We start from the raw sequence: 25398 nt of genomic DNA on the forward strand, positions 1-25398 counted from the left end.
TCATGTCCCACGCTCAGTCCCCCACCGCCCCGGCCACGCCCGACCTGCGCATCGTCGAGCAGCGCGTCTACCGCGGACCCAACATCTGGAACTACGAGCAGGCGATTCACCTGGTCGTCGACCTCGGGGTCCTCGAGGAGTATCCGACCAACCTGCTGCCTGGATTCACCGAGCAGCTCCTGGAGTGGGTGCCGGCGTTGACCAACCATGTCTGCTCGCGCGGCAAGCCCGGCGGCTTTGTCGAGCGGCTGCACGAAGGCACCTGGGTGGGTCACGTCAGCGAGCACCTGGCGCTGCAACTGCAGGGTGAGGCCGGTCACGACCTGCGCCGCGGCAAGACGCGCGCCGTCCGGGGCACCCGGGGGCACTACAACGTCATCTACTCCTACATCGACGAACGGGTGGGCCTGGCCGCCGGCGAGCTGGCTGTCCGCATGGTCAACGCCGCCGTCGCGCACGACGAGAGCTTTGACTTCTCCACCGAGCTCGACGACTTCCTGCGGCTGGCCCAGCGGGCCGCCTTCGGTCCCTCGACCAACGCCATCCTGGAGGAGGCCACCGCACGGGACATCCCGTTCATACGTCTCAACAACGCCTCACTGGTCCAGCTCGGTCAGGGAGTCCACCAGCAGCGGATCCGGGCGACGATGACGTCCAAGACCTCCGCCCTGGCCGTGGACCTCGCCGGGGACAAGTCCCTGACCAACACCCTGCTTTCCTCCGCCGGGCTCCCGGTGCCCCTCAGCGACACGGTGCGCACCGAGGACGGCGCCGTGGCAGTGGCCAAGCAGATCGGCTTTCCCGTCGTCGTCAAGCCACTCGACGGCAACCACGGGCGCGGGGTCGGCATCAACCTGCGCAACGAGGCCGAGGTGCGGGCCCATTTCCCGGTGGCCGCAGAACAGTCCCGCCGCGGGATCATGGTCGTCGAGTCCTTCATCACCGGCAACGACTACCGCTGCCTGATCGTGGGCGGCCGGATGCAGGCGATCGCCGAGCGGGTCCCGGCCCACGTCGTCGGGGACGGCACGCACACGATCAACGAGCTGGTGGAGATCACCAACGCCGACCCCCGCCGGGGTGTCGGCCACGAGAAGGTGCTGACCCGGATCGCGGTGAACGACGCCGCGGTCGCCCTGGTGCGCCACCAGGGGTTTGAGCTGGATCAGGTCCCGCCGGAGGGCACCATGATCAAGCTGGCCCTGACGGGCAACATGTCCACCGGTGGCATCTCCGTGGACCGGACCTTCGATGCCCATCCGGAGAACGTCGAGATCGCCGAGGAGGCGGCCCGCCTCATCGGGCTGGACGTCGCCGGCATCGACTTCATCTGCCCCGACATCTCCGCACCCGTGCGCGAGACCGGTGGTGCGATCTGTGAGGTCAACGCCGCCCCGGGGTTCCGGATGCACACGCACCCGACCGTGGGTGAGCCGCAGTACATCGCCAAGCCCGTCGTCGACCTGCTCTTCCCGCCCGGTAGCCCCGCGCGGGTGCCGATCGTGGCGGTGACCGGCACCAACGGCAAGACCACCACCTCCCGGATGATCGCCCACATCATGAAGGGTCTGGGCAAGCAGGTCGGCATGACCTCCACGGACGGCATCGTCATCGACGAGCGGCTCGTCAAGCGGGCCGACGCCTCCGGGCCGAAATCGGCGCGGATGGTGCTGCAGAACCCGCGCGTCGACTTCGCGGTCATGGAGGTCGCTCGCGGCGGCATCCTGCGCGAGGGTCTGGGTTATGACCGCAATGACGTCGCGGTCGTCACCAATGTCGCGGCCGACCACCTGGGGTTGCGCGGCATCGACACCGTCGAGCAGCTCGCCACGGTCAAGCGTGTTGTCGTCGAAGCGGTGCCGCGCAACGGTTTTGCCGTCCTCAACGCCGACGACCCCAACGTGCGAGACATGCGTCGTCACTGCAGCGGCAGCGTCATCTACTTCTCCATGCAGCCGCCGGGATCCCCGGAGCGGACCTTCATCGACGCCCGCTTGCGGCGCGGGGGGCGGGCCGTGGTCCTGGAGCCGACGGACCGCGGCGAGATGATCGTGATCCGGCACGGGCGCCGGTCCATGCAGCTGGCGTGGACGCACCTGCTGCCCAGCACCTTCGGCGGCGCGGCCCGGTTCAACGTGGCCAACGCGATGGCTGCCGCGGGGGCCGCCTTCGCGGTCGATGTGCCGCTGCACGACATCCGGCAGGGCCTACGCACCTTCACCACGAGCTACTACCTGTCCCCGGGGCGTCTGAACATGCTGGACGTCAAGGGCGTCAGCGTGATCGTCGACTACTGCCACAACCCGGCCGGCATGCGGGCCATCGGCGAGTTCGTCGACAACCTCGCCGAGCAGAAGGAGGCCGCGCTCGACAACGCCCGGATCAGCCGCATCGGGGTCATCGGTGGCACGGGCGACCGCCGGGACGCCGACCTGGTCGAGCTGGGTGCCGTTGCCGCCGCGCACTTCGATGCCATCGTCGTCCGCGAGGACGACAACCCCCGTGGTCGACCGCGTGGCCAGAGCGCCGAGCTCCTGGTCCAGGGGATCAACGAGCGCATTGCTGCCGGCGAGGCCCGCGTCCGCAAGATCGACACCGTGCTGGCCGAGGTGGACGCGGTCCGGCACGCGATGGTCCTGGCCAACCCCGGAGACCTGGTGCTCGCCGCCGTCGACAAGCACGCCCGCGTCCTGGCCGAGCTGGAGGAGATGAGCAGCTCAGCGTATGCCGGGTCGCGCGCCGACGAGGTGCGCACCGGAGACCCCGACCTCGATCCCGTCGAGCTCGGCGAGGCTGCCGAGGCGTCGGCGGAGGAGGCTCGCGGCGACTACGCGGAGTATGACGCGGCCGAGGCGGCTGCCAGCGCTGACAGCGGCGCTGCCCAGCACTGACCGACTGCCCTGCCGGAGGTGCTCCGGCAGGGCGGACTGTCGGAGCAGTCGGTGGCCCTGCGCGGTCGGCCTTCCGTCAGGTGGTCTTCCGTCGGGTGGTGGCCACCCTCAGTGGTCCGTTGCCGCCCGGAGCTGATCCGCCATCGCGAGCACACTCTCGCGCTGGCCAGCGTCATCCGCTGCGGTGGCGTGCGTCATGAGGTACTCGATGAGGCGGGCAACACCGGCCTCGCCGCGTCCGGCGTCCACATCGAGCAGCGCCTGGAGCGCGACGACGGTGGCGCTGTCGGTGCGTTGCACCGCGACCGCGCTCAGCGCCTCCTCCGCCTCTGCGTGCCGGCCCAGCGCCCGCAGGTCCGCAGCCATCGCGACCAGGGCCCGGAAGCGGTGCGGCTCGCGCAGACGGCCAGCCAGGGCCTCGCGATAGCGGCTCACTGCCTGCGTCCCCTGGTCTGCTGCGTCCAGGGCCGCTGCCAGCTCGAAGATCAGACGCGGGTCCTCGGGCGACTGCTCCAACAGGGTGCGTGCCGCCTCGACCCGCTCGCGGGGCGGTCGGTCCTCGATCGCGGAGAGGACCGCCTCGAGCTCGTGCTCTCCCCGAGCCGCGACGACCTTGCGCCGGATCTGGCGGGGAGAGTCCTGCCGCGCGCCGTGCTCGGTCAGCCAGGCGACAACTCCCTCTCGGTCCCGGTGCACCATCAGCGCACCGACGTCTCCGTCTGCCATGTGCTCGACCAGGGCGGCCAGGCCCTCGACCTCATCGGCGGAGGAGCCGCTGGAGACGGCCCCGACGTTGGCCAGACCCTGCACGAACTGGGACTCCAGTCCCTCGGTGGTCCGGCCACGCAGGTAGTGGCCCTTGTGCACGATCTGCACCCGGTCGGCCCGACGCCCCGCGATCTCACCGAGCCCGATCAGGATGTCGTCCGTGCGGTCGCCGACGCCACCAAGCCCCAGGTGCACCCGGTCCCCGGGCGGGCGCAGGCCCTCGGCCACGGTGAGCAGCGCCTCTAGGCCCGCCTCGTTGTGCGCCAGGTCGATGATCATCGTCGCGGTGCCGCCAGAGGCCACCGGCAGGGTCCAGACGTTCATCCGGCCCGGGTTGTGCTCCAGGTCCGGGGCAAAGGTGCGCAGCCCCTCGATCACCGCCTCGCGGGGCAGACCAAGGCCCAGGGCGCCGGCCGTCGCCGCGAGGGCGTTGGCGATGTTGTGCTCGGACAGCCCGGAGAGGGTCATCGGCACGTCCAGGACCCGGATCAGCCGGTCCGGGTCCGCGCCGCGCCGCAGGATGACGATGTCTCCCTCCAGGATCGTCATGCCACGTCCGCCCCGCTCCACGGTCTCGCGCAGCGCCGGGGAGTCCGGGTCGAGGCTGAACATCCAGATGCGACCACTGGCCTGGGCAGCCATCGCCCGCACCCGCGGGTCGTCGCCGTTGAGCACCACCCAGCCGTCCTTGCGGGTGACCCGGGTGATGATCGACTTGACCTCGGCGAGCTGGTCGACGGTGTCGATGCCCTGCATGCCGAGGTGGTCTGCGGTCACATTGGTGACGATGCTGACGTCATTGTGCGAGACGCCCATGCCCTTGAGCAGCAGTCCGCCGCGGGCGGTCTCCAGCAGCCCGAGCTCGACGGACCGGTCCTCCAGCACATTCCGACCGCCAGAGGGCCCGGAGTAGTCCCCGGCGACCTTGATCTCGCCCTGGATGAAGACGCCCTCGGTGGAGCTCCATCCGCAGCGCAGACCGCCCGTCATGCCCATGTGTGCCAGGAGCCGCGTCGTGGAGGTCTTGCCGTTGGTGCCGGTGATCGAGGCGACAGGGATCCTGGGCCGGATCTGGATGGGACGAGAGGCGTCCTCGGCGGCACGCACCGCCACCGCGCCGCTGGTCAGCAGCTCGTCGGCGTCCTCCCCTGCCAGCAAACCTGCCAGGGTGGGGCCAAGGGACTCCCCCAGTGCCAGAGCACGCCCACGGTGGCGCCACGGGAAGGCAACGATCACCGAGTCCAGGTCCGTGCCGACTCGCACCCGGGCACCGACCCTGCTCGGCACCGCGTCGGCGATGCGTCGCAGGACGGTGCCGGCCAGGCGACTCAGGAAACGCTGCCGCTGCTCGGTGTGCGGCTTGCCCGGCACGGCACGGCGCAGCCCCACCGCCTCGGCGATGGCAGTCACGGCGGAGGCCTGGAGGCTCTGGTAGCCGGGCAGGGAGAGGCTCACCTTGACTGCAGGGCGCGCGAAGTAGAGGTTCGGGCCCTCGAGCAGGCGCACCTCGGTCACCTCGACCGTGGTCGCGTCGTCCGTCATCGTGGTCAGAAACCCATCGCGTGGAAGCCGCCGTCCACGTGGACGATCTCACCGGTGGTCGCCGGGAACCAGTCGGACAGCAGGGCGACGCAGGCCTTGGCGGCAGGCTCGGCGTCCTTGAGGTCCCACCCCAGTGGGGCACGCTCGCCCCACTTCGCGAACTGCTCGAACATCGGGATGGAACGCGCTGCGGTGGTGGCGATCGGGCCGGCCGCCACGAGGTTGGACCGGATGCCCTGCGCGCCCAGGTCGCGGGCCAGATAGCGGTTGGTCGCCTCGAAGGCGGCCTTGGCCACCCCCATCCAGTCATAGACGGGCCAGGCGACTTGGGCATCCATGGTCAGGCCCACGATGCTGCCACCCTCACTCATCAGCGGCAGGGCGGCCACGGCCAGGGACTTCAGGGAGTATGCCGAGACCTGGAGCGCCGTAGCAACGTCCTCCCACGGCGCGTTCATGAAGTCGAACGCGCCCCTGGGTGCGAACCCGATCGAGTGCAGGACCCCGTCCAGGTGGTCGGTGTGCTCGCGCAACCGCTCGGCCAGGGTGTCCAGGTGCTCCTGGTTGGACACGTCCAGCTCGACCACCTCAGGGGTGACCGGCAGACGCTTGGCGATGGACTGGGTGATCCGGAAGGTCCGACCGAAGGAGGTCAGGACCACCTCGGCACCCTGCTCCTGGGCCAGGCGAGCAACATGGAACGCGATGGAGGAGTCCATCAGGACCCCGGTGACAAGGAGCTTCTTTCCGTCGAGCAGCATGGGCAGCAGACTAGCGTCCCGCGAGACCGACTGTGACCACCTCAGTGCCCCATGCCGAGACCGCCGTCGACCGGGATGACCGCGCCGCTGATATAGCCACCGTCCGGCCCGGCCAGGAAACGCACCGCGCCGGCGACCTCTTCGGGGGTGGCAAAGCGCCCGGCGGGGATCCCGGACAGATACTGCTTCCTCAGGTCGTCGCTGAGCTCGGCCGTCATCTCGGTCTCGATGAAGCCCGGGGCCACCACATTGGCGGTGATCCCCCGCCCCCCGAGCTCACGGGTGATGGAGCGGGCCAGACCGACGAGGGCAGACTTGGAGGCGGCGTAGTTGGTCTGCCCGGGCGAGCCGTAGAGGCCCACGACGGAGGAGATCAGGATGATCCGTCCCTTGCGCATGCGCATCATGCCCTTGGAGGCCCGGCGCGCGCACCGGAAAGCTCCGGTCAGGTTGGTCTCCAGCACGGAGGAGAAGTCGTCGTCGCTCATCCGCATCATCAGGGTGTCCTTGGTGATGCCTGCGTTGGCGACCAGCACCTCGATGGGCCGGCCCAGCAACTCCTCCGCCTCGGTGAAGGCCCGGTCCACACTCTCGGTTTCGGTCACATCGCAGAGCACCCCGCGCAGGCCCTCGGGGGGCGTGCCGCTGCGGTGCGTGATGATCACGTCGGCGCCGGCGGCGGCGAAGGACCTGGCGATGGCCAGGCCGATGCCTCGGTTGCCGCCGGTCACCAGGACGGTGGGTGGGGGCGCCGACGGGGTTTCGGTCTGCTGGGTCTCGGTCACAAGGGCCACCGTAGTGCGTGACCCCGCCCCGCCACGACCGCGCCCAGGGGACCTGCAGAACCCGGCCCCCCGCACCGGCGCGACCCGCGGGGCTCGGAGGCCCCGCACCGGCGCGACCTGTGGGGCCGGCGGGTGGCTAGAAGTCTGCCTTGGTCCTGTTGCGGAGCCGGCCGATCACCGTGACGGCGATCCCCAGCACCAGGAAGGCGTAGAGCCCGATCGTGATCGGCGTCTGGATCAGGATCATCGGGTCGTTCTGCGAGTTGTTCATCGCCAGCCGCAACGACTCCTCGGCCAGCGGGCCCAGGATGACGGCGATCAGCACCGGGGCCAACGGGATGTCATAACGGCGCATAACGAAGCCCAGTGCTCCGATGCCGATCATCATGACCAGGTCGACGATGGCAGCCGAGGCGGCATAGACGCCCAGGCAGGAGAACATGCCGATCGCGGCATACAGATAGGCCTTGGGCAGTTTGAGCAGCTGGGCCCACAACGGGGCGAACGGCAGGTTGAGCAGCAGCAGGACGAACAATCCGATGAACAGGCTGGCCAGCAGTGCCCAGACCAGGTCGGCGTTGCGGTCGAACAGCAGGGGTCCCGGCTGCATGCCGTACTGGCGGAAGGCCAGGATCATCATCGCGGCCGTGGCCGAGGTGGGCAGGCCGAGCGCCAGCAGGGCGCCCATGGCCGTGCCCGAGGTGGCATTGCCCGCCGCCTCCGGTCCGGCCACCCCGCGGATCGCGCCCGTGCCGAACTTCGGGTTCTTGCGCCGCCGGTCCAGCCGTCGCTCCAGGCCGTAGGACAGGAAGGTCGGCACCTCAGCCCCGCCGGCGGGGATGACCCCGAACGGGACTCCGAAACCCGTGCCGCGCAGCCAGGCGGGAAGTGCCTCGCGGAACTCGGCGCGCGACAGGAAGGGACGGCCCTTGGACGCCATCAGGGACTGGTCGTCGGGTCGGCCGATCTTGGAGGCGACAAAGATGACCTCGCCGACCGCGAGGAGCGCCACCGTGATCACCACGATGCTCACCCCGTCGAACATCGCGGTGTTGCCGAACGTGAACCGCTGGGTGCCGGTCACCTGGTCCGTGCCGACCATCGCCAGCACCAGACCGATGAGCAGTGCGGCAAGGCCCTTCAGGACCGAGTCGGCCACCACCGCCGAGATGGCCACGAAGGCGAAGATGGCCAGCGCGAAGTACTCAGCCGGGCCGAACCGGGTGGCCCACTCCGCCAGGTAGGGGGCGAAGAAGACCACCAGGGTGGTCGCGATCAGACCACCGATGAAGGCGCCGATCGCGGACGTCGCCAGGGCCTGCGGCGCCCGGCCGTCCTTGGCCATGCGATGGCCCTCGAAGGTGCCGGCGATCGCCGTGGAGTTGCCCGGGGTGTTCATCAGGATCCCCGCGATCGAGTCACCGAAGAGCCCGCCGAAGTAGATGCCGGCAAACATCACCAGTGCCGAGAGCGGCTCCAGGGTGAAGGTGACGGGCAGCAGCAGGGCGACAGCCATCGCCGACCCCATGCCCGGCAGCACGCCGACCGCGGTGCCGATGAGGGCACCGAGGAAGACATAGAAGAGGTTCTGCAGCGTCAGGACATCGCCGAAGCCGCCCAGCAGACTCGTCAACGACTCCATGTCAGCCGCCCATCACGCCGGAGGGCAGGTTGAGCCCGAGCAGGCCGGAGAAGACCAGCTGCATGATGGAGGACATCGCTAGCCCGATGAGCAGGTTCAACGCATAGCGCCGGTTGCCGAGAGAGACGGTCAGGCCCCAGAACACCAGCGCCGCGGCGATGATCCAGCCGACCGTCTCGAGGATGAGGGCGAAGCCCACGAAGGAGCCGAGGGCGCCCAGTGCTGCTGGCCAGTTGCTGTGGCTGCCCGCCCGGATGGACCCGTCCTCCTGGAGCATGGCCTCCGGCACCTCGGGTGAGCGGATGACCTGGACCGCCAGGAGAGCACCGACCACGAAGCAGGCCACCGCAGCGATCCACGGGAAGGCCTTGGGGCCGAAGAGCGTGTCCTCGTCCCCCACCTCCATCTGGTTGATGCCATAGATGAGGAAGAAGCCGAGTGCGATGATGATCGCCGGCACGACGAGGCCGCTGCGCCCGGTCCAGAAGCCGTGCTGCACGCCATCTCGCCCCGAGGGAACCTCGGCCGTGTGGTCTGCCGCCGGGCCGGTCACTGGGTCAGCCCCAGGTCGTCGAGGATCTGGCTGATCCGCACCTGCTCCGTCTCGAGGAACTCGCCGAACTCGTCACCGGTCAGCAGCGACTCCTCCCACCGGTTGCGCTCGACGGCAGCCTGCCACTGAGGGGTCTGCACCATCTCCTCGGTGATCTCGATGAGCACCTGCTGCTCCTCCTGCGTCAGCCCGGCGGGCGCGATGAGCCCGCGCCAGTTGACCAGGTCGACCGCGGGATAACCCGCCTCCTCCATCGTGGGGGCGTCCAGGCCCTCCAGCCGGGCGGGGGCGATCACCGCGAGCGCCCGGAACCGGCCGTCCTCGATCAGGTCGCGGAAGTCGTTGAACCCGCTGATCCCGACGTTGGGGGTGCCGGGCGCGGTGGACAGCAGGTTGATCGTCAGGTCGCCACCACCGGCGAAGGCGGCGTACTGGATCTGCCCCGGGTCGATGCCGGCCTCGCGGGCCAGCATGGCCGCGACCATGTGGTCGATGCCGCCGGCCGACCCGCCCCCGATCGGCAGCGCGGCCGGATCTGCGGCCCAGTCGTTGATGAAGTCGTCCAGGGTCGCGTAGTCACTGTCCGCGGGCACGGCGATGACCTCAAAGTCCTCGGCGAGCCGGGCCACCGGTGTCATCTCCGACAGGTCGATCCCGTCGTTGAGCGCGATCCCACCGAGCATCACCGTGCCGGTGACCATCACCGTGGACGAGTCACCATCCATCCGGGAGAGCTGGCTGAGCCCGATGGTGCCGGCGGCGCCCGGGACGTTGATGACCTGGACGTTGCCCACGATGCCATTGGTGCGCAGCGCCTGCTGGCTCTCCCGCGCGACCAGATCCCATCCGCCACCGGCAGCAGCAGGGGCGATGACGATCAGCTTGGTGCGCGCGTCGGCTCGGGAGCTCGCGTTGTGCGCATCGACACCGGCGGCCACGACCAGGGCCGCCACGGCGAGGACACCTAGGACCCACTGCAGCGGGGTCGGGATCCGCATCGTGCCTCCCGGGCCGATCGAAGGGCGTCCACGTCACGAACCACGCCCGTGCGGTCCGTTGACTGCGAGTCTGCCACGCAACCTGCAGAAAGTCTCCTGCCACGCGCCGCCCGCAGTGTCCTGCCACGGACCGCAGGAAGTCTCCCGTCGCGGCGGTGCGAGCGGTAGCCTCGAGCCCACCGGCATCCGCAGGCCGTCGTTCCCGAGGAGCTCTCCATGCCCGTCGCCGTCGCCCACCACTCGACCCCCGCCGGGCAGGCGGCCGTGCGAGCCGCCCTGGACTGGGCGGCCGTCCATCAGACCTCGGTGCTCGTCCTGCACGTGGAGGGCACGGGAAGCGGTGACACGCGCGACACCCAGGCCAACCCGGCCGGAGTGCGCGAGGCTGAGCAGGACCTCACCGAGATCACGCAGCAGCTCACCGGCACGGTCCCCGACTGGACTGTGGTGTCCACGGCCTCCGGGGGCGACATCGCCTCCGCCCTGCTCGACCTGGTCGTCGAGCACGGCGCAGACGTGCTCGTCATCGGCTCGCGCCGGCGCAGTGCGGTGGGCAAGCTGATGATGGGCAGCACGGTGCAGCGCGTCCTGCTGGACAGCCCGGTGCCGGTGCTGGTGATCAAGGACAGCTGACGTCACTGCCACCGGTGCTGTCCTCAGGTGGGAGACGTATCGTGGACAGGTGCGCAGCAAACGGGTCGCCCAAGGGGTGACGACGCTCCGACGGTCTCCTAAGGAGGACCGTGAGGCCAGGTTGCGTACCTACCTCATCGCGATGGCGGTCCGCACGGTGTCCTTCCCGCTGGCCGTCTGGGCGCTGCTGAGCGGCTGGGTCGTCCCGGGCCTGATCCTGGCCGCCGCCGCCACCTTCCTGCCGCAGATCGCGGTGACCATCGCCAATGTCGCCGACAACCGGACCACCGGGACAGGCACGGTGACCTCACCCACGCAGGCACTGCCACCTGGACCCGGTGTGCAGCACCCGCCGGGAGAGACGCCGCACGGGCCATCCCAGGGGCAGGCTCAGCAGTCCGACGAGCGGCCTGAGCACGGTCAGGACACGCAGGACACGCAGGGCCAGCAGGACGGTCAGGACACGCAGGACGAGCAGGGTCAGGGGCACGATGCTGGTCTGTAGTTCGAAGGGCTGTCGCGAGCGCGCGGCATACGGGGTGGTGTGGAACAACCCCAAGGTGCACACTCCTGAGCGACGCAAGGTCTGGCTGGCCTGCCCCGACCACCGGGGCAGCCTCAGTGACTTCCTGAGCCTGCGCGGCTTCCTCATTGAGGTCCTGCCGGTCGAGTCTCTCGGCGAGCGGGACGGCTGAGGTGCTGCGGACCCTGCTGACCCGCCGCTGGCTCGTCGCGCTGGCCCTGGCTGTCCTCTTCGCGGTCGTCGCCGTGCTGCTCGGCAACTGGCAGCACTCCCGGCACGAGGAGAAGGTCGCGGCGCGGGACCGGGTCGAGGCGCACTACGACGCCACGCCGGTGCCCCTGGAGACGGTGCTGCAGGACGGTCCACTCGACCCCGACCAGGAGTGGACCCGGGTGTCGGCGCGTGGCAGTTATGTGCCCGCCGAGCAGCTCTTCGTCCGCAACCGCCCGCTCAACAAGACCTACGGTTACGAGATCGTGGTCCCGCTCGAGACAGCCTCAGGCACGCTCGTGGTCAATCGGGGCTGGGCCCCCAACGCGGAGAACGCCGCCACGCTGCCGCAGGTGCCACCGGCCCCGGAGGGACCGGTGGAGGTGACCGGGTGGCTGCGCCCCGGCGAGGCCGACCTGGGCCGGGACCTGCCCGAGGGCCAACTGGCGTCGATCAACCTCGGGGACGCGGCCGCTCAGTGGCAGCGTCCGGTGCTCGGGGCCTACCTCATCCTCGAGACGGAGCAGTATGCCGACCGGCCCGGTGTGACGATCGAGCGTCCCGTCCCGCTGGAAGCGCCACGCACCGAACTGGGCTCTCACTTCGCCTACACCCTCCAGTGGTGGCTCACCGCCCCGGTCGGGCTGATCCTGGTGCTGGTGATGGCCCGGCGGGAGTGGCACGACTCACTCGCGGAAGGGGCCACGGTTGGCGAGCGCACCGCCCGACCGCCCAAACCCAAGAAGGTGCGCATCTGGGACGAGGAGGACGAGTAGTCCCCCAGCCGTTCGTCCGGCGGGCCGTTCGTATGGCGGGCCGGGTGTCAGGATGGCCCCATGGATCTAGGACTGGCCGGCCGCGGATATGTCGTCACCGGAGGCTCGAGGGGGCTGGGCCGCGCCAGCGCCGAGCACCTGGTGGCCGACGGAGCCCAGGTGCTCCTCGTGGGTCGCGACGCCGACCAGGCCGAGCGGACCGCCCGTGAGCTGACCGCAGAAGGTGAGGGCGCGGCATACGCGCTGGCAGCGGACCTGGCCGACCCGGACGCGGCAGAGCGGGTGCTCGAGGCGGCCGAGGAGCACCTGGACCGCCTCGATGGGGCTGTGCTCAGTGTGGGTGGTCCCCCGACCGGGCGTTTCCGGGAGCGCACGGACGAGCAGTGGCGCGCCGCCTTCGAGCAGGTGCACCTCGGCCCGCTGCGGATGGCGCGCACGCTGCTCGAGGCGGCTGACAATCCGCTGGCCATCACCTTCGTGCTGTCCACCTCGGTGCGCGCGCCGCTGGCTGACTTCGCGATCTCCAACGGGCTGCGGCCGGGCGTGGCCATGGCGGTGAAGACGATGGCGGACGAGTACGGCCCCGAGGGGCACCGCCTCAACTGCCTGCTTCCCGGCCGCTTCGACACCGACCGGGTCAGGGCCCACGACGAGGCTAGCGGTGACCCAGCGGCACGCCGTGCGCGACACGTCGCCGCGGTGCCGCTGGGTCGATATGGGCAGCCCGAGGAGTTCGGTGCCGTCGCCGCGTTCGTCACCTCACCGATGGCCTCGTTCATGACCGGCTCCGTCGTCACCGTCGACGGCGGCGCGACGCGGGCTCTCTGAGACGGCACCGGCGAGGGACTACGCTGTCCGGCACGCGCCTGGCACCTCGCGCCACCACCGACCCTGGGAGTCGAACATGACCGTCGCCGTCGCCTACGACGCCAAGCCTGAAGGCCGCGCCGCCGTGGAGGCCGCCCTGGAGTGGGCCGGTCTACATGAGACGTCCGTCGTGGTGTTGCACGTGGAAGAGACCGGACGAGCGGGCACGGCCGGTGTCGCTGCCACGCCTGCTGCGGTGCGGGCGGTGGAGACGCAGATCGAGACCATCGCGGCGAGTCGCCTGGGCCAGCCCGCTCCGACGTGGTCCGTGGTCTCCAGCACCGCCGCCGGTGATGTTGCCTCGATCCTGCTGCAACTCGCCGCCAAGAGTGGGGCCGAGTTGCTGGTGGTCGGGTCCCGCCGGCGCAGCGAGATCGGCAAGTTCTTCCTCGGCAGGGTGGCCCAGCGGGTCCTGCTGGACTCTCCCGTGCCGGTGCTGGTCGTCAAGACCGAGTGAGGCCGTCGCGGGCGTGCGGGTCGCCTGCGAAACCTCTCGGAAAATAGGTGAGGGGTGCGCAAAACCTCTCGGAAAATAGGTGAGGGGTGCGCAAAACCCCTCTAACATTAGGTGCGGAACTGGGTGTCGTGCAGGGTCCGGTACAGCCCGCCCGCGGCCAGGAGCTCCTCGTGGGTGCCCCGCTGCACGATCTGTCCGCGATCCAGGACCAGGATCTGGTCGGCACCGCGCACGGTGCTCAGGCGGTGGGCGATGACGATCGAGGTGCGACCAGTCAGCGCCTCGTCGAGCGCTCGCTGGACCGCCACCTCCGACTCGCTGTCCAGGTGCGCGGTCGCCTCATCCAGCAGCACCACCGCGGGTGACTTCAGCAGCAGCCGCGCGATGGCCAGGCGCTGCTTCTCCCCGCCGGAGAGCCGGTGGCCGCGGTCCCCGACCACCGTGTCCAGCCCCTCTGGGAGCCGTTCGACCAGGGGCCAGACCTGGGCGGCCCGCAACGCCTCCTCGAGCTGGCCGGTGGTGGCCTGCGGGGCCGCATACAACAGGTTGGCACGGATGGTGTCGTTGAACATGTGCGCCTCCTGCGTCACCACCCCGACGGTGCGCGACAGGCTGGCAAAGGTGGCCGAGCGCAGGTCCACTCCCCCGATCCGCACCACGCCGTCGGCCGGGTCGTAGAGCCGTGACACCAAGGTGGTCAGGGTGCTCTTGCCGGCACCGCTGGGACCGACCAGGGCGACCAGCTGACCGGCCCCGATGCGCACCGAGACGTCCCGCAGCACCGGGTCGCCACCGGTCTCGGACTCCGCGCCGGACCTGCTCTCCAGGGAGGCGATGGACACGTCCTCGGCCCGCGGATAGCTGAACGACACCCCGTCGAGCTCGACCTCAACCTGACCTTCAGGCAGGTCGACCGCGTCGTGCGCCTCGCGCACCAGCGGCTCGAGGTCCAACACCTCGAAGATCCGCTCGAAGGAGACGAGCGCGGTCATGATGTCGACCCGGACGTTGGACAGGGCGGTCAGCGGCCCATACATCCGCCCGAGCAGGGCGGCCATCGCGACCAGGGTGCCGACCGTCAGCTGTCCGGCGACGGCCATCAGCCCGCCCAGGCCGTAGACCAGCGCGGTCGCCAGCGCGGCGACCAGACCGAGCCCGGCCATGAAGACCACCCGGTTGACCGCGATCCGCACGCCGGCGTTACGCACTCCCTGGGCGCGCTCGGCATACTCGCTGTCCTCCTGGGCGGGCCTGCCGAACAGCCGCACCAGCAGCGCCCCGGCGACGTTGAAGCGCTCGGTCATCCGGGTGGCCAGCTCGGCGTTGAGGGTCATCTGGGTGCGCGTCAGCTGCGAGAGGCGTTGGCCCATGCGGTGCGCCGGGATGAGGAAGATCGGCAGGAGTAGCAGGGCCAGCAGGGTGATCTGCCAGGACATGGTGACGAGGGCACCCAGGATCAGGGCGAGCGAGACCAGGTTGCTCACCAGGCCGGACAGGATGCTGGTGAAGGCCGTCTGCGCACCGATGACGTCGGTGTTGAGCCGGTTGACCAGGGCACCTGTCTGGGCGCGGGTGAAGAACGCGATCGGCTGGCGCAGCACGTGCGAGAAGACCTCGGTCCGCAGGTTGAGGATCAGCCCCTCTCCGATCCGGGCACCATAGAAGCGGGTGACCACGGTGAGTCCCGCCTCCAGCACCGCCAGGACAGCCACGAGTATGCCGAGGCGCAGCACCACCTGCCGGTCACCCGGGATGACACCCAGGTCGATGATCCGCCCCAGCAACAACGGGGTGGCCACCCCGAGGGCGGCCGCCACGATGGTGAGGATCAGGTAGAGGATGATGTCGTTGCGGAACGGTCGACCGTAGCCGAGCACGCGGCGGCGCGTGCCCCTGGTCAGCTGGTGCTGGCGCACGGTGCGGTCGCGGGTGAACCCGCGCATCGTCGCACCGGGCCCGTGGCCCAGTCCCATCGTCATGAGAGCTCCCTGCGGTTGATGGCGCCGCGCGTGCCCCTCAGCTGTGTCATCGGACGGTCACGCGAGCGCGATGAGGTCCTGGTAGTCCTGGTTCCAGTGGTCCTCGACCCCGTCGGGGAGCAGCAGGACCCGCTCGGGCTCCAGGGCCGTGACGGCGCCCTCGTCGTGGCTGACCAGGACGACGGCGCCCTCATAGGTGCGCAGGGCCGAGAGGACCTCCTCGCGCGAGGCCGGGTCCAGGTTATTGGTCGGCTCGTCGAGCAGCAGGACGTTGGCGGCCGAGACGACCAGCATCGCCAGGGCCAGTCGGGTCTTCTCCCCACCGGAGAGGACACCAGCGGGCTTGTCGACGTCGTCACCGGAGAACAGGAAGGAGCCCAGCACCTTGCGGGTCTCGGTGTCGTCGAGCTGGGGGGCCGCCGAGCGCATGTTGTCCAGGACCGAGCGGTCCACGTCGAGAGTCTCGTGCTCCTGGGCGTAGTAGCCCAGGCGCAGCCCATGGCCGGGCTCGACCTGCCCGGTGTCCGGCTCGTCCAGGCTGGCCAGGATGCGCAGCAGCGTCGTCTTGCCGGCACCGTTAAGGCCCAGCACCACGACCCGGCTCCCCCGGTCGATGTTGAGGTCGACGTCGGTGAAGATCTCCAGCGAACCGTAGGAGCGCGACAACCCCGTGGCCGACAGCGGAGTCTTACCGCACGGCGCCGGGCTCGGGAACCGCAGCTTGGCGACCTTGTCGGCCACCCGCTCCCCCTCGATGCCAGCCAGCAGCTTCTCGGCCCGCCGGGCCATGTTCTGCGCCGCCACGGCCTTGGTGGCCTTGGCGCGCATCTTGTCCGCCTGGGCCAGCAGCACGCTGGCCTTCTTCTCGGCGTTGGCGCGCTCACGCTTGCGTCGCCGCTCGTCGGTCTCCCGCGCCTGCAGATAGGTCTTCCAGCCCATGTTGTACTGGTCGATCTCGCCCCGGTTGGCGTCGAGGTGGAAGACCCGGTTGACGACCTGACCGATGAGGTCCACGTCGTGGGAGATGACCAGCAGCCCGCCCGGGTAGTTCTTGAGGTACTCGCGCAGCCACACGATGGAGTCGGCGTCGAGGTGGTTGGTGGGCTCGTCCAGCAGCAGGGTCGACGCCCCGCTGAAGAGGATCCGGGCCAGCTCGATGCGTCGGCGCTGCCCTCCGGAGAGAGTGACCAGCTCCTGCTCGAGCACGCGGGTCGGCAGACCCAGGCTGGAGGCGATCGACGCGGCCTCGGACTCGGCGGCATACCCGCCGCGGGCGCTGAACTCGGCGTCGAGACGGGCATAGCGGGCCATCGCCTTCTCCCGCACCGCCTCGTCCTCGCTGGCCATCGCGGTCTCGGCGGTCCGCAGGTCACGGATCACCGTGTCGAGGCCGCGTGCGGACAGGATCCGGTCGCGTCCGAGCACGTGCAGGTCACCGGTCCGCGGGTCCTGGGGCAGGTAGCCCACATCTCCGCGGCGGGTCACGCTCCCGGCGGCCGGCTCGGCCTCGCCGGAGAGCACCTTGGTCAGCGTCGTCTTCCCGGCACCGTTGCGGCCCACCAGGCCGACGCGGTCCCCGGGCGCCACCTGGAAGGTGACCTCGTCCATCAGCAATCGGGACCCCGCGCGCAACTCCAGCCCCGAGACGGTGATCACGTGCAGGTACTCCTCGGGACAGGTGTGCGGCGGTTTGATGCGCCCGAGAGGGCGCAAGGTCGCTAGTCTACGCGTGAAGTGCGCAGCAAACGATCACGAGCGGAGTGAGCATGACCTTCAAGGAGAACGCCCGACTCGACACCGGCCAGGTCCGAAGCGGTGGCGGGGGCGGCGGTCGTCGCGGTGGTGGCGGCATGGCGGCCGGTGGTGGCATCGGCGGCATCATCCTGCTCGTGCTCTTCATGCTGTTCGGGGGCAACCTCGGCGGCGGGGGTGGCGGCGGCGGCGGGGGTGCTGCTGCCTCCCCGTGGAACTTCAGCGCCGGTGAGGTCTCGGCCGAGGGCGACTCGTCGGGTGACTTCTCACACTGCCAGACCGGCGCGGACGCCAACGAGCACCGCGACTGCATGGTGATCGGCACCGTCAACAGCGTCCAGGACTTCTGGTCCACCGCCTGGTCGCAGTATGAGCCGGCCCAGACCGTGATCTTCTCCGGCGTCGTCAACACCGGGTGCGGCACGGCCAACAGCCAGGTCGGGCCGTTCTACTGCCCGCTCGACCAGCAGGTCTACATCGATGTCGGCTTCTTCGACCAGCTCCAGCAGATGGGCGGCGACGGTGGGTCGCTCTCGCAGATGTATGTCGTGGGGCACGAGTACGGCCACCACGTCCAGAACCTCAACGGCGTCCTGGGGCGGGCCCAGCAGGACCCGCAGGGTCCGGAGTCCGGCGCGGTCCGCGTCGAGCTGCAGGCCGACTGCTATGCCGGTGTCTGGGTCGCCCACGCTGACGGCACCCGGCTGGGACGCGAGGACGAGGCGATCCTCGAGCCGGTCACCCAGGAGCAGATCAACTCCGCCCTCACCGCTGCCTCGGCCGTCGGTGACGACCGGATCCAGGAGCAGATGCAGGGCCGGGTCACCCCGGAGAACTGGACCCACGGCTCCTCAGAGCAGCGTCAGAAGTGGTTCATGACCGGCTACGAGTCCGGCGACCCCAACCAGTGCAACACCTTCAGCGGCGACCTGGGCTGAGTCTGACCCGGCAGTCCGCCGAGGCCCGTGCGAGCCATCAGCTCGGTTCGGTGATCCGGATGCGGGTGGCACGCGCCCTGCGCAGCGTGTCCTGCAGCACCTTCAGCCGGGGATCCGGGATGTCGTGGAACTCGCGGCGCGGGAGTTCTGCTAGCCGCGCCAGGAGCGGATCGTCCAGCACCTGCCGCACCAGCGCCTTGTCTCCGCCGACGACGAGCCCGTCCACGCGCGGACCACGCGGGTCCAGCAACCGGTCCGCGCCCTGCTGCACGACCCGCTCGGCCAGCGCGTCGGCCTGGTTGCCCCGACGCCGGGCGAACCTCTGCTGTGACCACCCGCCGGCGGCGGTGCGGGACTGGACATAGCGGGTGCCGCAGTAGTGGTCGGTGAGTTGCTCCCCCTCGGCCAGCCCCACGGCATACCCGCCCCTGCGGAGCAGGACCAGCCCGAGGCGCGGCGGCAGCTCGACCACTTCGGCTGACCACGCCAGCACCTCAGCGAGGGCGCCATCGGGAGCGGACAGCACGAGCGGCACCGCGGCCGGGTCGGTCCCAGGGGACCGCTCCGGCACGCCGTGCCGCTGCGTGAAACCGTGGATCCACCGGTCCAGTCGCGCGGGGTCGACCTCGACCACCCGCGTGGGTCCGGTGCTCAGGGCGTCCTCAGACGTTGAAGCCGAGGGCGCGCAACTGCTCGCGGCCCTCCGGAGTGATCTTGTCCGGGCCCCACGGCGGCATCCAGACCCAGTTGATGCGGTGGCTGGACACCAGACCCTCCAGGACGCTGCCGATCTGCTCCTCGATCACATCGGTGAGCGGGCAGGCGGCGCTGGTCAGGGTCATGTCGATGACAACGTGCGACTGGGCGTCGACGGTCAGGCCGTAGATCAGGCCCAGGTCCACGACGTTGATCCCCAGCTCGGGGTCGACGACATCGCGCAGGGCCTCCTCGACGTCCGCGACGTTGGGCGGTGTGGTGGTGGTGCTCATCGGGTCCTCCTCGGTGGTGTTCTCAGGGTCTCACGTGCGGCTGACAGCGGGCGAGGACACCACGGAGATGTCCTCCCCGGTGCGCGCCAGTGCGTCGGTGAAGGCGGTCCAGCCCAGCAGGGCGCACTTCACCCGGGACGGATAGCGGGACACGCCTCCGAAGGCGACACCGTCGCCGATCACCTCGGGGTCACCGGGGTCGGTGCCCTTGCTGGTCAGCATGTGGCGCATCGCCAGGAAGGTGTCCAGCGCCTCGGTCACCGGATGACCGATCGTCTCCTGCGCCAGCACCGAGGTGGCGGCGATGGAGATCGAGCAGCCCTGGGCGTCATACGAGATGTCGCGGACGACACCGTCGGCGACCTGCACCCGCAGGGTCACCTCGTCGCCGCAGGTCGGGTTGATGTGGTGCACCTCGGCGCCGAACGGCTCGCGCAGCCCGACGTGCTGGGGGTGCTTGGAGTGATCCAGGATCAGCTCTTGATACAGGTCCATGGCCCTCCTCAGGCACTCATCCCGAAGACGCCGGGCACGGTGTCCAGCGCTTCGACGAAGGCGTCGATGTCCGCCCGGGTGGTGTAGACGGAGAAGCTCGCCCGGGTGCTGGCGGGGATGCCCAGGCGTCGGTGCAGGGGCCAGGCGCAGTGGTGGCCCGTCCGCACGGCGATGCCCCGGTCGTCCAGCACCTGCCCGACATCGTGCGGGTGGATGCCGTCGACGGTGAAGGCCACCGCCCCCACGCGCTGCGTCGGGTCGGTCGGTCCGATGACCCGCACCCAGGGCCGCTCGGCCAGCTGCTCCAGGCAGTATGCCGTCAGCTCGGTGTCGTGCTGGTGCACGCGGGCCATGCCGGTCTCGGTGAGGTAGTCGATCGCCGAGGCCAGTCCCACGGCCTGGGCGGCCATCGGCACCCCGGCCTCGAACCGCTGCGGCGGCGGGGCGTAGGTCGAGCGCTCCATCTCGACCAGCTCGATCATCGACCCGCCGGTGATGAAGGGTGGCATCGCGGCGAGCAGCTCGGGTCGACCCCAGAGCACGCCGATGCCGGACGGTCCGATCACCTTGTGGCCGGTGAAGGCCAGGAAATCAGGACCGCAGTCCACTCCGTCCGGACCGAAGGCCCGCACGTCGACCGGCAGGTGCGGCACCGACTGGCACGCGTCGAGCACCGTCAGTGCCCCCACGGCCCGGGCGGCGGCCACCAGCGGGGCGACGTCGTTGAGCGTTCCGAGGACGTTTGAGACGTGGGTGAAGGCGAGCACCTTGGTGCGCTCCCCCACCACCGTGCCGGGGTCCTGCAGGTGCCCGTCGTCGGTGATCCCGATCCAGCGCAGGGTCGCCCCGGTGCGCCGGGCCAGCTCCTGCCACGGGACGAGGTTGGCGTGGTGCTCCATCTCGGTGACCACGATCTCGTCGCCGGGTCCCACCTTGAGGCGGGCGCTGACCTGCGGGTCGGCCCCGTCAAGCGCGCCGGGCGCGCCGGCGTTGCTGATGGCATAGGCGACCAGGTTGATCGCCTCGGTGCCGTTCTTGGTGAACACGACCTCATCGGGGTGGGCCCCGATGAAGCGGGCAACCGTGGCGCGCGCGGCCTCGAAGGCCTCAGTGGCCTCCTCGGCGAGCTGGTGCGCGCCACGGTGCACCGCGGCGTTGCGGGTGGAGTAGTACTCCTGCTCGGCCTCCAGGACGCACCATGGCTTCTGCGCGGTCGCACCGCTGTCCAGATAGACCAGGGGACGTCCGTCGCGCACCGTGCGGGAGAGCACGGGGAAGTCGGCCCGGATCCGGGCCAGCTCATCCTCCGTGAAGGCGCTCATCAGACAGCGGGAGCCGTCTGGTAGCGGTCGTAGCCCTCGGCCTCGAGGCGGTCAGCCAGCTCCGGACCACCGGACTCGGCGACGCGACCGTTGATGAAGACGTGCACGCGGTCCGGCTGGATGTAGCGCAGGATCCGGGTGTAGTGCGTGATCAGCATGACGCCCAGTCCGGTCGCCTCCTTGACCCGGTTGACGCCCTCGGCGACGATCTTGAGCGCGTCGACGTCCAGACCGGAGTCGGTCTCGTCGAGCACAGCGATCTTCGGCTGGAGCAGCTCCATCTGCAGGATCTCGTGGCGCTTCTTCTCACCGCCGGAGAAGCCCTCGTTGACGTTGCGCTCGGCGAAGGAGGCGTCCATGCGCAGCGCCTCCATGGCGCCCTTCATGTCCTTGACCCAGGTGCGCAGCTTGGGGGCCTCGCCATCGATCGAGGTCTTGGCAGTGCGCAGGAAGTTGGACACGGTGACGCCGGGGACCTCGACGGGGTACTGCATGGCCAGGAACAGTCCGGCGTGGGCGCGGTCGTCGACGCCCATCGCCAGCACGTCCTCACCGTCCAGGGTGATGGTCCCGCCGGTGACGGTGTACTTCGGGTGACCGGCGATGGCGTAGGCCAGCGTCGACTTGCCGGAGCCGTTGGGCCCCATGATGGCGTGGGTCTCACCGGAGTTGATGGTCAGGTCGACCCCGCGCAGGATCTCCTTGTGCTCGGTGTCGGTCTCAACGCTGACCTGCAGGTCGCGGATTTCAAGAGTGGTCATGAGTTCTCCTTGCAGTTCTTGGGCTCAGGCTCAGTCGGTCAGGGCGACGAGCACGTCCTCGCCCTCGATCTTCACGGTGTGTATGGCGATGGGCTGGGTTGCGGGCAGCCCGGTGGGCTCTCCACTGGTCATGTCGAAGCGCGAGCCGTGCAGCCAGCACTCGATGGTGCCGCTGTCCAGGTCACCCTCGGAGAGGGAGACGTTGGCGTGGGTGCAGGTGTCGTCAAACGCATGCACCTCGCCGCTGGAGTCCCGGGCGATCGCGACGAGGCGTCCGTCAAAGCTGGCCTGCACCGCGCCCACCGTGGGCAGGTCGGCCAACGTGCAGACCTTGACGAAGGACAGCTGCCCCACGTCGTCGGTCCGGACGGTCTCGCTCATGCAGCCGCCTCCATGTCGGCAGCGAGCTCCTCCTCGATGGCCGCCATCAGGGTGTCCACGACCTCGGGAACACCGATCTTGGCGATGATGTCGGCGAAGAAGCCGCGGACCACCAGGCGACGGGCGTTCAGCTCGTCGATGCCCCGGGACATCAGATAGAAGAGCTGCTCGTCGTCGAAGCGGCCCGTGGAGCTGGCGTGGCCGGCCCCGGCGATCTCACCGGTCTCGATCTCCAGGTTGGGGATCGAGTCGGCGCGGGCACCCTCGGTGAGCACCAGGTTGCGGTTGAGCTCGTAGGTGTCGATGCCCTCGGCCTCCTTGCGGATCAGCACGTCGCCGACCCAGACCGTGTGGGCACCATCGCCCTGAAGCGCACCCTTGTAGGTCACCAGAGAGTTGGTGTGCGGGGCGTTGTGGTCCACGAAGGAGCGGTGCTCCAGGTGCTGTCCGGCGTCGGCGAAGTAGACACCCAGCAGGGTGGCCTCGCCGCCGGGGCCGTCATAGCGCACGTTGGAGTTGACCCGCACGATCGAGCCACCGAGGCTGACCGCGATGTGCTTGTACTTGCCGTCGCGGCCGACCGAGGCGTCGTGCTGACCCAGGTGGATCGCGTCGTCGTCCCAGCGCTGCAGGGTGACGACGGTCAGGTCGGCACCCTCGCCCACGATGACCTCCAGGTTGCCCCGGTGGTCGGCGGCGCCGGTGTGGTCCAGGATCAGCAGCCCCTTGCTGTGGTGCTTGGCCTCGACCACGTAGTGCGCGCTGCTCAGGCGGCCCGCACCGTTGCCGTGGACGTTGACCCGCAGCGGCTCGGCATACTCCTTCTCGGCCTCGAGGACCAGGTGGAGCGCCTCGGCGCAGTGGGCCGAGGCGACGACCGCGCCGCGGTCACCGGGCACCAGCACGGTGCCGCGCGGTGCCTGGCCGGGGGCCAGCGAGTCGCCCATCAGGTCAAGGACGCCGGAGACGTCGTAGTCAGCGGCATAGTCGCCCTCGCGGTCGTCGTCCGCCTCGTCGGCGAAGACGCCACCGAGACGGTCGACGGGGGTGAAGCGCCACTCCTCCTCGCGACCGTTGGGCACCGGGAAGTCGCTGACCGCGAAGGAGGTCAGGCGCGCGGCCCGGGACTCCGCCGGGGGCGTGGCCACCGTGCTCTGCGGGTCGACGTGGTCTCTGGGCTTGTCGGTGAGCAGGGTCATCAGCCGACGGCTCCTTCCATCTGCAGCTCGATAAGGCGGTTGAGTTCGAGGGCGTACTCCATGGGCAGCTCGCGGGCGATCGGCTCGACGAAGCCACGGACGATCATCGCCATGGCCTCCGTCTCGCTCAGGCCGCGGGACATCAGGTAGAACAACTGGTTCTCCGAGACCTTCGAGACCGTGGCCTCGTGGGCCATCTGCACGTCGTCCTCGCGGATGTCGTTGTAGGGGTAGGTGTCGGAGCGCGAGATCTGGTCGACCAGCAGGGCATCGCACACCACGCTGGAGCGGCTGTGGTGGGCACCCTCAAGCACCTGGACCAGACCGCGGTAGGACGTGCGGCCACCGCCGCGGGCCACCGACTTGGAGACGATGGTCGAGGAGGTGTACGGCGCGGCGTGCACCATCTTGGAGCCGGCGTCCTGGTGCTGACCCTCACCCGCGAAAGCCACGGACAGGGTCTCGCCCCGGGAGTGCTCACCCAGGAGGAAGACGGCGGGGTACTTCATCGTCACCTTGGAGCCGATGTTGCCGTCGATCCACTCCATGGTCGCGCCCTCGGCGCAGGTAGCGCGCTTGGTGACCAGGTTGTAGACGTTGTTGGACCAGTTCTGGATCGTCGTGTAGCGCACGCGGGCGTTCTTCTTGACGATGATCTCGACGACGGCGCTGTGCAGGCTGTCGGACTGATAGATCGGGGCGGTGCAGCCCTCGACGTAGTGCACCGAGGAGCCCTCGTCAGCGATGATCAGGGTCCGCTCGAACTGACCCATGTTCTCGGTGTTGATCCGGAAGTAGGCCTGCAACGGGATGTCGACGTGGACGCCCGGGGGGACGTACACGAAGGAGCCACCGGACCACACGGAGGTGTTCAGCGCGGAGAACTTGTTGTCACCGGCGGGGATCACCGAGCCGAAGTACTCGCGGAACAGGTCCTCGTGCTCACGCAGCGCAGTGTCCGTGTCCAGGAACAGCACGCCCTTCTCCTCCAGGTCCTCGCGGATCTGGTGGTAGACGACCTCGGACTCGTACTGCGCCGCGACGCCGGCGACCAGGCGCTGCTTCTCGGCCTCGGGGATGCCCAGGCGGTCGTAGGTGTTCTTGATGTCCTCGGGCAGGTCCTCCCAGGAGGTGGCCTGCTTCTCGGTGGACCGCACGAAGTACTTGATGTTGTCGAAGTCGATGTCGGTCAGATCGCTGCCCCAGGTGGGCATCGGCTTCTTGTCGAACAGCTTCAGGGCCTTGACCCGCTGCTCGAGCATCCAGGCCGGCTCGTTCTTGAGGCCGGAGATGCCGCGCACGACGTCCTCGTTGAGGCCACGCTGGGCGACCGACCCGGCCGCGTCGCTGTCGGACCATCCGTACTCGTACTTGCCCAGGTCCTTCAGACCTGGGTTGAGCTCTTCGATGTTGGTGCTCATCGCATAGACCTTCCTTCGGTGGACTCGACAACAACCGGACCCTCGCTCAGGGCCGCGGTGGGAATGTACGTGGTGCAGACGTGCTCGCCGCCGGCCAGGGTGGCCAACCGCTGCACGTGGACACCGAGGAGGCGCGAGATGGCCTCGGTCTCGGCGTCACAGAACTGACGGAACTCGGTGGCGACGTTGCGCACCGGACAATGACCTTGGCACAGCTGGATGCCAGCGAGGCCAGTGCCCTCGGCGACCGCGCGTGTCGACGCGGCAAATCCTTCACCCGACAGGGCCGTGGCCAGCGCCTCGATCCGGTCTGTGAGGTCATCACCCGCCGCCTCGACGATCGGCCGCAGACGTGCTTCCAGCTCCTGGACCTGGGCCTCGGCGAACTGGTCTACGGCCGGCTCCCCCGAGCGTTCCTCGAGGAAGCGCAGCGCCGCGGTGGCGATCTCGTCATAGCTGTTGGTGAACTGCTCCTGACCCAGGTCGGTCAGGACGAAACTGCGCGCCGGGCGACCGCGCCCACGCGGACCCGGGGGCGGCTCGTGCTCAATGATGAACTGGGCCTCCTCGAGCGCGTCGAGGTGACGGCGGACGGCCGCCGGGGTCAGGCCGAGCTGACCGGCGAGCTCACGGGCCGAGATCGGACCCTGCTCGCCGACAGTGCGCCGCACACGGTCCCGGGTGCGGGACTCGACGGAGCCATCAGCCATAAACACCATGCCAGTGTGTCTTATATCCGCGCGAGGACCAAGGAA

25 protein-coding genes are annotated in these 25398 nt (G+C 69.6%); 8 read left to right on the top strand and 17 right to left on the bottom strand.

Annotated features, from left to right (window positions below):
• The first annotated feature begins 2 nt into the window (after nucleotides 1-2).
• Nucleotides 3-2891, top strand: coding sequence for a cyanophycin synthetase (gene cphA / locus FNH13_RS11145; protein WP_143783487.1), 2889 nt, complete (start codon nucleotides 3-5; stop codon nucleotides 2889-2891).
• Between the two features lie 108 nt (nucleotides 2892-2999).
• Here the strand turns inward: cphA and FNH13_RS11150 are convergent, their stop codons facing one another.
• The 6 genes from FNH13_RS11150 to FNH13_RS11175 all read right to left on the bottom strand — a co-directional run bounded on the left by FNH13_RS11150 (nucleotide 3000) and on the right by FNH13_RS11175 (nucleotide 9940).
• Nucleotides 3000-5201: a tetratricopeptide repeat protein gene (locus tag FNH13_RS11150; protein WP_143783488.1), complete on the bottom strand. Its 2202-nt coding sequence runs from the start codon at nucleotides 5199-5201 to the stop codon at nucleotides 3000-3002.
• Nucleotides 5202-5206: 5 nt separating this feature from the next.
• Nucleotides 5207-5962, bottom strand: coding sequence for an enoyl-ACP reductase FabI (gene fabI, locus FNH13_RS11155; protein ID WP_143783489.1), 756 nt, complete (start codon nucleotides 5960-5962; stop codon nucleotides 5207-5209).
• Nucleotides 5963-6003: 41 nt separating this feature from the next.
• Nucleotides 6004-6747, bottom strand: a complete 744-nt coding sequence (gene fabG / locus FNH13_RS11160; RefSeq protein WP_165700094.1) for a beta-ketoacyl-ACP reductase — start codon at nucleotides 6745-6747, stop codon at nucleotides 6004-6006.
• A gap of 136 nt (nucleotides 6748-6883) precedes the next feature.
• Nucleotides 6884-8389 carry a tripartite tricarboxylate transporter permease gene (locus FNH13_RS11165; RefSeq protein ID WP_143783490.1) on the bottom strand — a complete coding sequence of 502 codons (1506 nt, stop codon included), beginning with the start codon at nucleotides 8387-8389 and terminating at the stop codon, nucleotides 6884-6886.
• Nucleotide 8390: 1 nt separating this feature from the next.
• Nucleotides 8391-8942, bottom strand: a complete 552-nt coding sequence (locus tag FNH13_RS11170; RefSeq protein WP_202878763.1) for a tripartite tricarboxylate transporter TctB family protein — start codon at nucleotides 8940-8942, stop codon at nucleotides 8391-8393.
• Nucleotides 8939-9940: a Bug family tripartite tricarboxylate transporter substrate binding protein gene (locus FNH13_RS11175; RefSeq protein WP_143783491.1), complete on the bottom strand. Its 1002-nt coding sequence runs from the start codon at nucleotides 9938-9940 to the stop codon at nucleotides 8939-8941. Before FNH13_RS11175 ends, FNH13_RS11170 begins: the two co-directional genes overlap by 4 nt.
• Before the next feature lie 216 nt (nucleotides 9941-10156).
• On the opposite strand from FNH13_RS11175, the gene FNH13_RS11180 reads away from it, so the two are divergent.
• The 6 genes from FNH13_RS11180 to FNH13_RS11205 all read left to right on the top strand — a co-directional run bounded on the left by FNH13_RS11180 (nucleotide 10157) and on the right by FNH13_RS11205 (nucleotide 13406).
• The gene (locus FNH13_RS11180; protein WP_143783492.1) at nucleotides 10157-10573 is read left to right on the top strand and encodes a universal stress protein; all 417 of its coding nucleotides are present in this window, start codon (nucleotides 10157-10159) and stop codon (nucleotides 10571-10573) included.
• A 49-nt stretch (nucleotides 10574-10622) separates the two neighbouring features.
• Entirely contained in the window at nucleotides 10623-11078 is a 456-nt protein-coding gene (locus FNH13_RS11185; protein WP_143783493.1) for a DUF3099 domain-containing protein, read from the top strand.
• On the top strand, nucleotides 11065-11268 hold the full coding sequence (locus FNH13_RS11190; RefSeq protein ID WP_143783494.1) for a hypothetical protein: 204 nt from the start codon (nucleotides 11065-11067) through the stop codon (nucleotides 11266-11268). Before FNH13_RS11185 ends, FNH13_RS11190 begins: the two co-directional genes overlap by 14 nt.
• 1 nt (nucleotide 11269) lies before the next feature.
• Nucleotides 11270-12082, top strand: a complete 813-nt coding sequence (locus tag FNH13_RS11195; protein WP_143783495.1) for an SURF1 family cytochrome oxidase biogenesis protein — start codon at nucleotides 11270-11272, stop codon at nucleotides 12080-12082.
• A 60-nt stretch (nucleotides 12083-12142) separates the two neighbouring features.
• A complete protein-coding gene (locus FNH13_RS11200) occupies nucleotides 12143-12910 on the top strand; it encodes an SDR family oxidoreductase (RefSeq protein ID WP_143783496.1) in 768 nt (255 codons plus the stop codon).
• A gap of 76 nt (nucleotides 12911-12986) precedes the next feature.
• Complete coding sequence (locus tag FNH13_RS11205) at nucleotides 12987-13406, top strand: universal stress protein (protein WP_143783497.1); 420 nt, start codon at nucleotides 12987-12989, stop codon at nucleotides 13404-13406.
• Nucleotides 13407-13513: 107 nt separating this feature from the next.
• Here the strand turns inward: FNH13_RS11205 and FNH13_RS11210 are convergent, their stop codons facing one another.
• Together FNH13_RS11210 and FNH13_RS11215 are read right to left on the bottom strand one after the other, a co-directional pair.
• On the bottom strand, nucleotides 13514-15385 hold the full coding sequence (locus FNH13_RS11210) for an ABC transporter ATP-binding protein (RefSeq protein WP_143783498.1): 1872 nt from the start codon (nucleotides 15383-15385) through the stop codon (nucleotides 13514-13516).
• 57 nt (nucleotides 15386-15442) lie between these two features.
• On the bottom strand, nucleotides 15443-16993 hold the full coding sequence (locus tag FNH13_RS11215) for an ABC-F family ATP-binding cassette domain-containing protein (protein WP_407669978.1): 1551 nt from the start codon (nucleotides 16991-16993) through the stop codon (nucleotides 15443-15445).
• A 158-nt stretch (nucleotides 16994-17151) separates the two neighbouring features.
• Here FNH13_RS11215 and ypfJ point away from each other — a divergent pair, with 158 nt between their 5' ends.
• Nucleotides 17152-18075, top strand: a complete 924-nt coding sequence (gene ypfJ / locus FNH13_RS11220; RefSeq protein ID WP_143783499.1) for a KPN_02809 family neutral zinc metallopeptidase — start codon at nucleotides 17152-17154, stop codon at nucleotides 18073-18075.
• A 37-nt stretch (nucleotides 18076-18112) separates the two neighbouring features.
• Here the strand turns inward: ypfJ and FNH13_RS11225 are convergent, their stop codons facing one another.
• Genes FNH13_RS11225 through FNH13_RS11265 form a run of 9 tightly spaced genes read right to left on the bottom strand, consistent with a single transcriptional unit; the run spans nucleotide 18113 to nucleotide 25353 of the window.
• Entirely contained in the window at nucleotides 18113-18709 is a 597-nt protein-coding gene (locus tag FNH13_RS11225; RefSeq protein WP_228266366.1) for an acVLRF1 family peptidyl-tRNA hydrolase, read from the bottom strand.
• Between the two features lie 28 nt (nucleotides 18710-18737).
• Nucleotides 18738-19064, bottom strand: coding sequence for a metal-sulfur cluster assembly factor (locus FNH13_RS11230; protein ID WP_143783501.1), 327 nt, complete (start codon nucleotides 19062-19064; stop codon nucleotides 18738-18740).
• Between the two features lie 30 nt (nucleotides 19065-19094).
• Nucleotides 19095-19559, bottom strand: coding sequence for a Fe-S cluster assembly sulfur transfer protein SufU (gene sufU / locus FNH13_RS11235; RefSeq protein ID WP_143783502.1), 465 nt, complete (start codon nucleotides 19557-19559; stop codon nucleotides 19095-19097).
• A gap of 8 nt (nucleotides 19560-19567) precedes the next feature.
• Entirely contained in the window at nucleotides 19568-20881 is a 1314-nt protein-coding gene (locus FNH13_RS11240) for an aminotransferase class V-fold PLP-dependent enzyme (protein ID WP_143783503.1), read from the bottom strand.
• A complete protein-coding gene (sufC, locus tag FNH13_RS11245; RefSeq protein ID WP_143783504.1) occupies nucleotides 20881-21642 on the bottom strand; it encodes a Fe-S cluster assembly ATPase SufC in 762 nt (253 codons plus the stop codon). The genes FNH13_RS11240 and sufC overlap by 1 nt, the downstream gene beginning before the upstream one ends.
• Nucleotides 21643-21672: 30 nt before the next feature.
• Nucleotides 21673-22023 carry a non-heme iron oxygenase ferredoxin subunit gene (locus FNH13_RS11250; RefSeq protein WP_228266367.1) on the bottom strand — a complete coding sequence of 117 codons (351 nt, stop codon included), beginning with the start codon at nucleotides 22021-22023 and terminating at the stop codon, nucleotides 21673-21675.
• A complete protein-coding gene (gene sufD, locus FNH13_RS11255) occupies nucleotides 22020-23222 on the bottom strand; it encodes a Fe-S cluster assembly protein SufD (RefSeq protein WP_143783505.1) in 1203 nt (400 codons plus the stop codon). Before sufD ends, FNH13_RS11250 begins: the two co-directional genes overlap by 4 nt.
• A complete protein-coding gene (gene sufB / locus FNH13_RS11260) occupies nucleotides 23222-24643 on the bottom strand; it encodes a Fe-S cluster assembly protein SufB (protein WP_143783506.1) in 1422 nt (473 codons plus the stop codon). The genes sufD and sufB overlap by 1 nt, the downstream gene beginning before the upstream one ends.
• Complete coding sequence (locus tag FNH13_RS11265; RefSeq protein ID WP_228266368.1) at nucleotides 24640-25353, bottom strand: helix-turn-helix transcriptional regulator; 714 nt, start codon at nucleotides 25351-25353, stop codon at nucleotides 24640-24642. The genes sufB and FNH13_RS11265 overlap by 4 nt, the downstream gene beginning before the upstream one ends.
• Nucleotides 25354-25398: the final 45 nt, after the last annotated feature.

This window comes from Ornithinimicrobium ciconiae (assembly GCF_007197575.1).
GTDB classification, from domain to species: domain Bacteria; phylum Actinomycetota; class Actinomycetes; order Actinomycetales; family Dermatophilaceae; genus Ornithinicoccus; species Ornithinicoccus ciconiae.